The 12,162-nt window shown below is 65.6% G+C and carries 10 protein-coding genes; 6 read left to right on the top strand and 4 right to left on the bottom strand.

Going from position 1 to position 12,162, the window contains the following annotated elements; all coding sequences use genetic code 11:
- Nucleotides 1–67: 67 nt before the first annotated feature.
- Complete coding sequence (locus tag LQG66_RS25170; protein WP_231318346.1) at nt 68–694, bottom strand: glutathione S-transferase family protein; 627 nt, start codon at nt 692–694, stop codon at nt 68–70.
- Nucleotides 695–868: 174 nt separating this feature from the next.
- On the opposite strand from LQG66_RS25170, the gene pyrE reads away from it, so the two are divergent.
- Both pyrE and LQG66_RS25160 read left to right on the top strand, forming a co-directional pair.
- Nucleotides 869–1,426 (top strand): orotate phosphoribosyltransferase, encoded by a 558-nt coding sequence (pyrE, locus tag LQG66_RS25165; RefSeq protein WP_231318345.1) that lies wholly within the window; start codon nt 869–871, stop codon nt 1,424–1,426.
- A gap of 212 nt (nt 1,427–1,638) precedes the next feature.
- Nucleotides 1,639–2,454 carry a DUF2865 domain-containing protein gene (locus LQG66_RS25160; RefSeq protein ID WP_231318344.1) on the top strand — a complete coding sequence of 272 codons (816 nt, stop codon included), beginning with the start codon at nt 1,639–1,641 and terminating at the stop codon, nt 2,452–2,454.
- A 76-nt stretch (nt 2,455–2,530) separates the two neighbouring features.
- Here LQG66_RS25160 and LQG66_RS25155 read toward each other — a convergent pair whose 3' ends face one another.
- Nucleotides 2,531–2,962: a hypothetical protein gene (locus tag LQG66_RS25155; RefSeq protein ID WP_231318343.1), complete on the bottom strand. Its 432-nt coding sequence runs from the start codon at nt 2,960–2,962 to the stop codon at nt 2,531–2,533.
- A gap of 187 nt (nt 2,963–3,149) precedes the next feature.
- Between LQG66_RS25155 and LQG66_RS25150 the strand changes: the two genes are divergently transcribed.
- From LQG66_RS25150 to LQG66_RS25135, 4 genes are all read left to right on the top strand, one after another.
- Nucleotides 3,150–3,452: a GIY-YIG nuclease family protein gene (locus LQG66_RS25150; protein ID WP_231318342.1), complete on the top strand. Its 303-nt coding sequence runs from the start codon at nt 3,150–3,152 to the stop codon at nt 3,450–3,452.
- 207 nt (nt 3,453–3,659) lie between these two features.
- Nucleotides 3,660–6,170: a glycogen/starch/alpha-glucan phosphorylase gene (locus tag LQG66_RS25145; protein ID WP_231318341.1), complete on the top strand. Its 2,511-nt coding sequence runs from the start codon at nt 3,660–3,662 to the stop codon at nt 6,168–6,170.
- A 127-nt stretch (nt 6,171–6,297) separates the two neighbouring features.
- Complete coding sequence (locus LQG66_RS25140) at nt 6,298–6,657, top strand: hypothetical protein (RefSeq protein WP_231318340.1); 360 nt, start codon at nt 6,298–6,300, stop codon at nt 6,655–6,657.
- A complete protein-coding gene (locus tag LQG66_RS25135) occupies nt 6,647–7,468 on the top strand; it encodes an acyl-CoA thioesterase (protein WP_231318339.1) in 822 nt (273 codons plus the stop codon). Before LQG66_RS25140 ends, LQG66_RS25135 begins: the two co-directional genes overlap by 11 nt.
- Nucleotides 7,469–7,669: 201 nt before the next feature.
- On the opposite strand, the gene LQG66_RS25130 is transcribed toward LQG66_RS25135, so the two are convergent.
- Together LQG66_RS25130 and LQG66_RS25125 are read right to left on the bottom strand one after the other, a co-directional pair.
- Complete coding sequence (locus LQG66_RS25130; protein WP_231318338.1) at nt 7,670–9,283, bottom strand: phosphoenolpyruvate carboxykinase; 1,614 nt, start codon at nt 9,281–9,283, stop codon at nt 7,670–7,672.
- Between the two features lie 257 nt (nt 9,284–9,540).
- Entirely contained in the window at nt 9,541–12,126 is a 2,586-nt protein-coding gene (locus LQG66_RS25125) for a CHAT domain-containing protein (protein ID WP_231318337.1), read from the bottom strand.
- Nucleotides 12,127–12,162: the final 36 nt, after the last annotated feature.

Raw genomic sequence — 12,162 nt, 5'->3', positions numbered from 1 at the left:
GGAGGCAGCCGATCTCGAACCGGGACGCCTCGGCAAGGCATCCGGCCGCTGCGCGATCTCGGGGGCTTCAATCCAGCTTCGCCTCCATGCCCCGCTTCACCGCCGGCCGTGCCATCAGGGTGTCGTACCAGCGCTTGACGTTGGGGAAGTCGGCGAGATCGACCTTGTGGCGCGGATGGCGCCAGGCCCAGCCGAGGATCGCGAAATCGGTGATCGACAGCGGGCCGGCAACGAACTCATGTGACGCGAGCCGGCGGTCGAGCACGCCGTAGAGCCGAACCGTCTCGGCCATGTAGCGCTTCAGGCCGTAGGCACGGTCCTGCTCGCTATCGAGCGCGATGAAATGATGCACCTGGCCCGGCATCGGGCCGAACCCGCCCATCTGCCACATCAGCCATTCATAGACCGGGATGCGCTCGGAGAGCTGCTTCGGCAGGAATTGGCCGGTCTTCTCACCGAGATAGAGCAGGATCGCGCCCGATTCGAACACGCTGACCGGCTTGCCATCGGGGCCATCGGGATCGACGATCGCCGGGATCTTGTTGTTCGGGCTGATCGCCAGAAACGCCGGCGCCATCTGGGCGCCCTTGGTGATGTCGACGGGGACCACGCGGTAGGGCAGCCCCATCTCCTCCAGCGCGACCGAGATCTTGCGGCCGTTGGGGGTGTTCCAGGTGTGCAGCTCGATCGTCATGGGCGGTCCTTCCGGGAAATTCCTGCTTGCAGGCTGGCTCCCCCATTAGCTCGAAACTGCGCCCGCTTCCAAACGTACCGTTGTTGATGGGGCATCCTGGCGGCTGGCCTACGCGGCCCGACCCCGATAGATTGCGCCACCCAAGAATCCTGAAGACCCCCAGGGGAAAACGCCGTGTCCAAATCCGCCTCCCGCGCCCGCCTCTTCGAGATCATCCGCAGGCGCTCGTTCGGCCGTGGCGAGGTCACGCTGGCCTCCGGCCGCAAGAGCGATTTCTATTTCAACCTGAAGCCGACCATGATGGACCCGGAGGGCGCCACCCTGCTCGCCGAGCTCACCTATGAGGCGCTGAAGGACGACGGCTACGACTATATCGGCGGGCTCGAGATGGGCGCGGTGCCGCTGGCCGGCGCGATCGCCCAGATCTCCTGGATCAAGGGCCATCCGATCGCGGCCTTCTTCGTCCGCAAGAAGCCGAAGGAGCATGGCGCCAGGCTGGCGATCGAGGGCCTGACCCGGGACGAGACCCTGGCCGGCAAGCGCATCGTCGTGGTCGAGGACGTCACCACGACCGGCGGCTCGGCCATGAAGGCGGTGGAGGCGCTGCGCGAGGCCGGCGCGGAGGTGGCGCTGGTGTTCACCATGGTCGACCGCGAGGAAGGCGCCGCGGAGACCTTCGCCGAGGCCGGCCTGCCGTTCCGGGCGCTGTACAAGGCGCACGAGTTTATCTGACGCGTTTTCGTCCGGCCGCGCGCATTTTGCGACCCCGGCGCCCCGCGCGCACACGGCTCATTTACCAACGCCCGTTAAGGTTACCGCAAAGCTGATGGCGCCGTGCCTTGGGCATGGCCCGTTCGATCGCACATGATCGGAGGCGCGCGGGCTGGCCCGCGTCCGGGCAGGGCTTGCGGTGGATATCTTGGCGGTGACGGTGGGAGTGGGTGTTGCGTAGCGTGTCGTCGTTTCGGCGGGTGCCCCGCCGCGTGCTGTTCGCGACCGCGATCGGCATCGCCGTATCGGTGGCGCTGACGCCGCACATGGCCGCGGCCCAGGGCCTGTTCGATTTCCTGTTCGGCGGCTTCAACAAGCCGGCCTCGCAGCGCCAGGCGCCGCAGGGCAATTTCTTCTCCGATCCGTTCGGCAGCAATCCGCAAGCCGCACCGCAGCCGCGCGCGGCCTCCGGCGGATCCGGCGCGGCATTCTGCGTGCGCAGCTGCGACGGCCGCTATTTCCCGCTGGCGCGCGGCCTCGCCTCACCCGTCCAGATGTGCCAGGCGTTCTGCCCGGCCAGCGCGACCAAGGTCTATTTCGGCTCCAACATCGACTACGCGACCGCGGCCAATGGCGAGCGCTACGCCGATAGCGACAACGCGTTCGCCTATCGCCAGGCGCTGCGTCCCGACTGCACCTGCAATGGTCGCGATCCGGCCGGGCTGGCTCCGGTCGACCTGTCGCTCGACACCTCGCTGCGACCCGGCGACGTGGTCGCGACCAGCGACGGACTCGTCGCCTATTCGGGCCCGCGCGGCGGCAACAGCCAACCGGCCGATTTCAAACCAGTGGCGTCCTATCCCGGGTTGAACTCGGATACCCGCGCCAGGCTCAACGAGATGAAGGTCGCGCCGGTGCGTGCCGACACTGTCGGCGCCGACTTGCCACCTGCGCCCGCACCAGCCGAGGTCAATGTCAGCGTCGCGCCGCCGATAAGCATTGCGCCCAAGCCTGCCGTGAGCCGCGAGAAGCGCGCGGATGTGAATTGAGGTCTCGATAAGAGACCCTGCCCGACTCGAGATGCCGCGTTCGCGCCGTGCGCGCCCGGAATGACGGCCGAAGTCTTTAACGCCCGACGATGACGCCGATGACGTTCGGTGCGGTGAGATATTTCTCCTCGATCGCCACGCGCGCGGCCTCGCGGTTGTCCGGCGTCAGCAGACCCCGCTTCTCGGCCAGGATCATCCAGCAGAAGCCCCACCAGTCGGTCAGCATGCCCTCGTCGTCGACGAGATCATAGCCCTGCTCGGCGGCGAAGATGCGCGCCCGCGCCTCGTCGAGGCCATCGAGGAAGGTGTGGTCGGTGGCCGAGAACAGATCGTCGGAAATGTCGTCGGTCGTGTAGCCCCAGACCGACATGCAGACGGCGTTGAACGCACGGTCGATCTGATCGTCGTCGACGGCGCGTCGCCGCGCGGTCTTGTGCAGCCGCGTCAAGGTGCGCGCGAAATCGGCAATGCGGGTCAGGGCCAATGGATCGAAGGCGGTGGTGGACATGGTATCCTCGCGTGATGCGCTGATGCCGGGAGCGTCTGGCGGAGAGATCGAATCGAACCACAGATAACGATCGCTTGCTAAATTGTTCTTAATTTGTTCTTGCCGAAAAGGGAAGTGCTCATTTATCGTCGTCCCGGCCCCCGAGCCGGGACCCAGACCCACCGCAGCTGTTTGGTTTGCACGACCGATGAGCACCGAGGCCGCATGGACGGTCTACATCCTCGCCAGCGGGCATCACGGCACGCTGTACATCGGAGTGACGAATGATCTGAGACGGCGGCTGGAAGAGCATCGTGCTGGTCGAGGGTCTAAGTTTGTCAGCAAGTACAGGGTTTTTCGGCTCGTTCACGTCGAGCGCTTTGCGAGGCCGCTCGAGGCGATCGCCCGCGAGAAGCAGCTGAAGAACTGGCATCGCGATTGGAAGGTCGAGCTCATTCAAAGAGACAATCTCGATTGGAGCGACCTGTCGGGCCTCATCTTCGGCCGGTGAGTCTGGATCCCGGCTTCCGCCGGGATGACGACGGAGGACCATGTGCACATGCAGCATTATCGCCCCCGTTCCTCATCGGAACCCGGCCCGAACCTTGCATAATTTTCTATCACCGAGCTGTGCGGACCGGCCCTTCCCCGGGTTTCGATCCGCACCCAACCATCGTATGCTTTTTTCTGGTTCCACGTAGCATCACAGGTTTCCAAGGTGACAGACCACCCGCCCCAGCGCAGCTTCGCCACCTCTGGCCAGCCCGTCGACGAATTGGCGGTCGCCGAGATCAAGAGCGACGTCCTCGCCAAGCTCCGGCTTGCCATCGGCAAGGAAGCAAGCCAGGCGACGGCGCAGGACTGGTACCATGCCGCGGCGCTGACCCTGCGCGACCGCATCGTGCATCGCTGGCTGACCGCAGACAAAGAGAGCTACGACGCCGGACGCAAGCGCGTCTATTATCTCAGCCTGGAATTCCTGATCGGCCGCCTGTTCACCGACGCGCTCAACAACATGGGGCTGATGAAGGTGTTCGAGACCGCGCTCGGCGATCTCGGCGTCGGCCTGACGGATCTGCGCAAATGCGAGCCGGACGCCGCACTCGGCAATGGCGGCCTCGGGCGGCTCGCGGCCTGCTTCATGGAGAGCATGTCGACGTTGCAGATCCCGGCGATCGGCTACGGCATCCGCTATGATTTCGGCCTGTTCCGGCAGGTGATCGTCGACGGCTGGCAGCACGAATATCCGGACGTCTGGCTGTCGTTCGGCAATCCCTGGGAATTCCAGCGTCCCGAGGTGGTCTATCACGTCCATTTCGGCGGCGGCGTCGAGCACATCGACGACAAGGGCCGCGCCCGTGCCGTCTGGCATCCCGGCGAGACCGTGCAGGCCGTCGCCTACGACACGCCGATCGTCGGCTGGCGCGGCCAGCACGTCAATGCGCTCCGGCTGTGGTCGGCGCGCTCGCCCGATCCGCTGAAGCTCGACGTGTTCAACTCCGGCGACTACCTCGGCGCATCGGCCGAAGAAGCGCGTGCGGAAGCGATCTGCAAATTCCTCTATCCGAACGACGAGAGCCCGGCGGGACGCGAACTGCGGCTGCGCCAGGAATATTTCTTCGTCTCGGCCTCGCTGCAGGACCTCGTCAAGCGCCATCTCGGCTCCGACGGGCAATTGCGCAGCCTGTCGCAGAAGGCCGCGGTGCAGCTCAACGACACGCATCCGTCGCTCGCGGTCGCCGAGTTGATGCGCATCCTGGTCGATCTGCATAATTTCCGCTGGGACGAGGCCTGGAAGGTCACGGTCGCGACCCTGTCCTACACCAACCACACGCTGCTGCCGGAAGCGCTCGAGACCTGGCCGGTCGAACTGTTCGAGCGGCTGCTGCCGCGGCATCTCGAGATCATCTACCGCATCAACGCGCAGCATCTGGCGCTGGCCGAGGAGCGCGCGCCCGGCGACATCGACTATCGCGCCTCGGTGTCCCTGATCGACGAGAGGAGCGGACGCCGCGTGCGCATGGGCCAGCTCGCCTTCGTCGGCTCGCATCGCATCAACGGCGTCTCGGCGATGCATTCAGACCTGATGAAGGAGACCGTGTTCCACGATCTCAACCATCTCTATCCCGGCCGCATCACCAACAAGACCAACGGCATCACCTTCCGCCGCTGGCTCATGCTGGCCAATCCGAAGCTGACCAGCCTGTTGCAGGAAGCCTGCGGCGACGCCATCGTCGATGATCCGACCCTGCTTCCGAGCCTGGAGAGCTACGTCAGCGACAGCGCCTTCCATCAGAAGTTCCGCGCCGTGAAGCATCACAACAAGGTGCAGCTCGCGCGTCTGATCGGCGAGCGCATGAACGTGCGCCTCGATCCCGCCGCGCTGTTCGACGTGCAGATCAAGCGCATCCACGAGTACAAGCGGCAGCTGCTCAACATCATCGAGGCCGTCGCGCTATACCAGGACATGAAGGACGACCCGCAGCGCGACTGGGTGCCGCGGGTGAAAATCTTCGCCGGCAAGGCGGCGGCGAGCTACCGCTACGCCAAGCTTATCATCAAGCTGATCAACGACGTCGCCGAGGTCGTCAACAACGATGCCGCGATCGGCGGCCGGCTCAAGGTCGTGTTCCTCGCCGACTACAATGTCAGCCTGGCGGAAGCGATCATTCCCGCGGCCGACCTCTCCGAGCAGATCTCGACCGCCGGCATGGAGGCCTCCGGCACCGGCAACATGAAGCTGGCGCTGAACGGCGCCCTCACCATCGGCACGCTGGACGGCGCCAATATCGAGATCCGCGACAATGTCGGCGCCGACAACATCGCGATCTTCGGCATGGAGGCGATGGACGTGATGCTCCGGCGCAAGCAGGGCCTCGACGCCACAGATCTCATTCGCCGCTCGCCGCGGCTCGCGCGCGCCATCGATGCGATCGCCGCAGGCGCCTTCTCGCCGGGCGAGCCGGGCCGCTTCGAGCCGATCGCGCATGCGCTGCGCCATCTCGACCACTACATGGTCTCGGCCGATTTCGATTCCTACTACGAGGCCCAGCGCGGCATCGATGCACGCTGGCAGACGGTGCCTGCCTGGACGCGGGCCTCGATCCTCAACGTCGCGCGCATGGCGTGGTTCTCCTCCGACCGCACCATCCGCGAATATGCCGACGACATCTGGAACGTGCCGGTCGGTCCTATTGCGGCAACACCGGTGCATGCGCAGCGGGCGTGAAAAGGTGACAACGCTCCGTCGTCATTGCGAGCGAAGCGAAGCAATCCAGGGCAAAGTGAAAAGACTGGATTGCTTCGTCGCGAGAGCTCCTCGCAATGACGGCAGTGGTCGAGAGTAGTCAGCGCCAATGCAGCCCCGCGAATATGTCAGCCCCGACGGCCTGCTTAAGTTTCTGGTCATCTGTCCTGACGGCGATTTGACGATGGGGTTCGACGGCTGTCCCTGGCATACCCACGGCAGCACCCTGGCTGACCTGTCCGGGTTGAGCGAGACTGAAGCGACCGAGCGCCTGGTGACTGACCTCATCACGAGCGTCAGCGTCATCACCGTACAGCGTATCGGCGGCAAGATCACCGACGCGTGGATCTCGGCTGATCCAGCCGGTGATCTTGCCGGCTATCGACAATACGGTGAGCTGACCGAAACGATCGAATTTCGGCGGTGGGATGGCACGCAAGTCGAGGTGCGGACGGATCATGCTTCCTGAAAGCTCAGCTCACCTGTTCGACGACGCCACCCGCGTCACCGCCGGCGACAGCCGCTGGCAGGGCCGGACCAGCCCGGACTACTGGGCCTTCGTCGGCCCGTTCGGCGGTGCGACCGCGGCGACCGTGTTGCGCGCGCTGATCGAGCATCCGCAAATCCAGGGCGATCCGCTGGCGCTCACGGTGAACTATTGCGCGCCGATCGCGGAGGGGCCGTTCGATCTCGACGTGCGGCTGGTGAAGGCCAACCGCTCCTCGCAGCACTGGTGCGTCGAGCTGAGCCAGGGCAATGCGGACGCTGCGACGCTCGCCACCGCCGTGTTCGCCGAGCGGCGGCCGTCATGGTCGCACCAGCCGGCCGTCAAGCCCGAGGCGCCGCCGTTCGATCAGGTCAAGCGTCATCCCAATACGAACATGTCGTGGACGAAGCAATACGACTTCCGCTTCATCGAAGGACGCCCGGCCTCCGGCGCCTCACCGTCGGGCGAGCCGCACAGCAGCTATTCCCGTCTCTGGATCTCCGACCGCAGGCCGCGCAAGCTCGATGGCCTGTCGCTGCTGGCGATGTCGGATGCGTTCTTCGGCCGCGTCTTCCATGCCCGCGGCGAGCTGGTGCCGTTCGGCACAGTGTCGCTGACGACCTATTTCCACGTCAGCCGCGATGAGTTGGCCGCCGAGAACATCACGCATGTGCTCGCGACCGCGGATGCCAAGGTGTTCAACCGCAGCTATCAGGACCAGCACGGCGAGCTGTGGTCGCCGTCGGGCCGGCTGCTCGCGACGACGACGCAGATCGCGTATTTCAAGGCGTGAGACGGATGGTCGGCGCCACACTATCGGTGTCGTCCCGGCCTTGAGCCGGGACCCATAAACACCGTCCTAGATTTGGCGGAGGCTGAAGCTGCCCGCACGCCTCACTACGCTGTCCTGTGGTTATGGGTCCCGGCGTTCGCCGGGACGACAGCTGTGGATGCAGCTTAACCTCGCCCATCACGGGGAGAGGTTTGGAGACAGCTACTCCGCCGCCAGCTTCAGATCCGGCGCGGCGGCGCGGACGTCGGCGTCGACCTGGGCTTCGAACTTGGCAAAGTTCTTCTGGAACATGCCGACCAGCGCGCGCGCGGTCTTGTCGAACTCGGCCTTGTCCTTCCAGGTGTTGACCGGATCGAGGATCTCGCTCGGCACGCCCGGCAGCGCTGATGGCACCGCGAAGCCGAAATATTTGTCGGTGCGGAACTCGACGTTGCGCAAGGAGCCGTCGAGCGCCGCCGTCAGCAGCGCGCGCGTCACCTTGATCGGCATCCGCGTGCCCGTGCCATACTTGCCGCCGGTCCAACCGGTGTTGACCAGCCAGCAGTCGACATTGTGATCGGCGATCAGCTGCCGCAGCATGTTGCCGTAGACCGAGGGGTCGAGCGGCAGGAACGGCGAGCCGAAGCAGGTCGAGAACTCCGGCTGCGGCTCGTTGCCGAGGCCGCGCTCGGTGCCGGCGACCTTCGCCGTGTAGCCCGACAGGAAGTGGTACATCGCCTGCGCCGGCGACAGCTTGGCGATCGGAGGCAGCACGCCGAAGGCGTCGGCAGCGAGCATCACGACGTTCTTCGGATGCGGCGCGCGGCCGGTGCGCGAGGCGTTCGGAATGTAGTCGAGCGGATAGGCCGAGCGAGTGTTCTCGGTCTTGGAGCCGTCGTCGAAATCGGGAACGCGCGTATCCTCGTCGAGGACCACGTTCTCCAGCACCGCGCCGAACCGGCTCGACGCCGCATAGATCTGCGGCTCGGCTTCCTGCGACAGCTTGATGCACTTGGCGTAGCAGCCGCCCTCGAAGTTGAACACGCCGGACGGACCCCAGCCATGCTCGTCGTCGCCAATCAACGTGCGGTTCGGATCGGCCGACAGCGTCGTCTTGCCGGTGCCGGACAGGCCGAAGAAGATCGCGGTGTCGCCCTTCGGACCGACATTGGCCGAGCAGTGCATCGGCATCACGCCGCGTCCGGGCAGATAGTAGTTGAGCGTGGTGAACACGCTCTTCTTCATCTCACCGGCATAATAAGACCCGCCGATCAGGACGATCTTGCGGGCGAAATCGATCGCGACGACGTTCTGCGAGCGCACGCCGTGACGTTTCGGATCGGCGCGGAAGCTCGGCATGTCGATGATGGTGAGCTCCGGCACGAAGGTATCGAGCTCGATGGTCTCGGGGCGGATCAGCAAGGTGCGGATGAACAGCGAGTGCCAGGCGAGCTCGGTGAAGACGCGCGTCTTGATGCGGAAGGTCGGATCGGCGCCGCCATAGAGATCCTGCGCGAACAGGGTCCTGCTTTCGGCATGCTTGACGAAGTCCTGATACAGCGCCTCGAACTGCTCGGGCGTGATCGCCTGGTTGCCCGCCCACCACATCTTCTCGGTGGAGGCATCGCGAACCGTGAACTTGTCCTTCGGGCTACGACCGGTGAACTCGCCGGTATCCGCGCACAACGCACCATCGGAAGACAGCACCGCCTCGCCCGCCGCCAGCGAATATTGATAGAGCTGGGGAGCGCCGAGATTCCAATGCACCTGCTTGAGATTCTTTAAGCCGAACTTGTCGGCACCGAAGGCACCGTTGCGTAGACCCGTCTCTTGCACGAAAGTCCCTCCTGAGAACCCGCATCTGTTGCGCGCGAAAATTCGTGGCGCGTCGCGCGGTGACCGTTACCGTTTACATCGCCTTACCAAAGCGCGGTCGTCGACCTAATACTGATCAACGCTGGTCTTGCCAAGACGATCCGGTCGAATTGGTTATTGCCGGCAGCTGATGCGCGTAGCTCATTTTTGGCAGGCAATTGCTCATCAGAGCAGCAAACGGCACCAGGCCCGAAGCATGCTGCAGCGCAACAGATATATCAGCGCACTTCGGTTTCGCCGAGAAGCAGGAATGCCGCCCAAACCGAAGGATACGCGCTGGCCGGCGAAGATCGATCATCGAGGACGGCCAGCATGGCGCGCCGCAGCGCCTCGCTGCGACCAATCGTCGGACTGTCCTTGAGCCGGTGGAACGTATCGGTCATCAGCCGTGTCGCAGCCGCCGAATCGACGGCCCAGTGCGTCACCAGCAGTGCCCGCGCACCGGCATAGAAGAACGCCCGAGCAAGACCCGACAGCGCTTCCGCCCCAGGCCTGTCTCCTGCGATCGTGTTGCAGGCCGACAGCACGACGAAATCGGCGTTGAGCTTCAACTGCGCAACTTCGCTGGCCGTCAGGAGTCCGTCGTCGAGCGCCGACGGCACGGCCGGAAGGCTGAGTGCCAACGACGGCTCGGCGATGCCTTTGACGTCGCCGGCCACCAGGCCGTGCGTCGCGAAGTAGACGATCCTGTAATCCGTCAACGGCGCGCGCTTGACGGTCGTTTCGCTGGCATCAATGCCGAGATGAACATCCGACGGGGCGACGCCCAGATCGCCTGCGATCGCATTGAGCTCATCCGCCGTATCGGGCAGTTGCGGCAGAGCGCGCGCGAGCTGGGCGCGATCGACGCCGGCGCCGCGCCAGAAGTCGGTGTAGGCGAGCGTCGCGATGTTGCGCGCGGCCTGCTTGGCGGCGCCCGTGGGGGGCGCGCCGGTACGAGTGGGATCGAAGACGGGATCGCCGAAGCCAACCATGGCCTTGCCGCCACGGTCACCCCGCGCCGTGCCGCGCAACGCCTTGAGGCTGCCGAGCGACGGCAGCACCGAGACCGCCTGGCGGCGCAACAGCCAGGCCGCATCCCGGTAACCGGTCACGGCATCGGGAACCGCTTGCGCCGGCGGCTCCGTCACCAGCAGATGGAACGGCAGTGCGGTCAGCGCGGCTGCCGGCACGATCAGCAGACTGCGCTTGTCCTTCGTCAGCGCTTCGACCGGCGCCAGCAACGTGGTGTACAGCTCGCTGGCGACTGCGAGATCGAACAGGTCGGACCTGGCGGCGCCCTCCGTCACAGCACCGGGCGCGAGACCACGGCGAAACCGCACGACATCGCGCGCGAGCGCAGCGGCGCCGCGCGGAATCTGTTGCCAATCGAAGCCATCGCGCGTGATCGCCAGGACGAAGCAGCTGTGGTCGAGCACCGCAAACGCGACCAGCGCCTCGCCGTCGGCCAGCAGCGGCTGGATCTCGGACAAATTGAGCGGCAACGGATTCGACAGCGCGGCAAAGTCCGGAAACTCGCGCGCAAGCGCCGCTCGCAATCCGACGCGCTCGGCTGCAACCGCGGCAACGCGCGCCTTGTCGCGCTTCTCGGCGGCGAGATCGCGCTGCCGGGCAGGACGCGTCACCGCGGCGATGATGGCCTTGTCGAGCGTCTCGCTTTCGGCAGCGAGATCCTGATCCCTGCGCACGAGCTCGGCGAGCCGGTCATTGCCGGCGGCGAGCCGGACGGCAAGCTTGTCGACGGCGGACGCGGCCTGCGACTGCGCGCTGCGCTGAAGCACGTCGATCGCGCCGTCGAACGCCTTCCCCGCCGGCAGGCTGCCGTCACGTCCCGCCGCAAACAGCACCGGCAGCGCCACCTTCGGCTGCGCCTGCCCGCGCTGGACGGTGCGATCGACCAGCGGCAGCGCATCCGAGTTGCGCCCGGCAGCCTGATACAGCCCGGCGAGGTTGTTCAACGCAGCGACGGTGTCGGGATGATCGGGCCCCAGCGCATGCTCGCGGATCGAGAGCGCGCGGACGAACAGCGGCGCCGCGTCGTCATAGCGCTGCTGACGCTGCTTGAGGTCGGCGAGGTTGTTGAGCGAGCGCGCGACGTCCGGGTGGTCGGCGCCGAGCAGCGTCTCGCGAATGGCAAGGGACTGCCGGATCAGCGGCTCCGCCTCCGCGAGCCGGCCGTCGCTCTTGGTGAGCTGGCCGAGATTGTTGAGCAGGGTCGCGGCCGGCGCGCTCTCGTTGCCGACGGCCTTGCGGTAGATCGCGAGCGCGCGCTTGAACAAGGGCTCGGCGTCGCCATGGCGATCCTGACGCTCGTAGAGCGTGGCGAGATTGTTCAGCGCCTGTCCAACATCGGGATGACCGGCTCCGAACGCCTTCTCGCGGATCGACAGCGCGCGCTTGAACAGCGGCTCGGCCTCGGCGTAACGCTGCTGGCGCTGATACAGCGCCGCGAGATTGTTGAGGGCCGGCGCGATCTCCACGCTGTCGAGCCCGAGCGCCGCTTCATAAAGCGCCAGGGCGCGCTTGGAGATCGGCTCGGCCTCGGCATCGCGGCCGAGCGAGGCCTGGACCTGACCGAGATTGGTGAGCGCCGCCGCAAGCTCGCGCTTGTTGGAGGTCGCTTCGAGGCTCGCCACCATGGCCTGCGCCAGCGGCAGCGCCTCGCGGTATTTTCCGGCACTACTCAGCGCAATGATCCGCCCGCTCTCGGCGGTGAGATCGGTCTTAGCCAGGCACGGCTGCAGCAACCCGCTCGCGATCAGCGAGGTCCAAACTGCGATTGCCACGCGCTTGCAGATTCGCATGTTCGGACCTCCGCCACGACGGAGATAGGTCGCAGC

Origin of the sequence: Bradyrhizobium ontarionense, from assembly GCF_021088345.1 — a bacterium.
GTDB lineage: Bacteria > Pseudomonadota > Alphaproteobacteria > Rhizobiales > Xanthobacteraceae > Bradyrhizobium > Bradyrhizobium ontarionense.
Note: the sequence above shows the minus strand (reverse complement) of the source record. Positions and strands in the feature narration are given on the sequence as shown.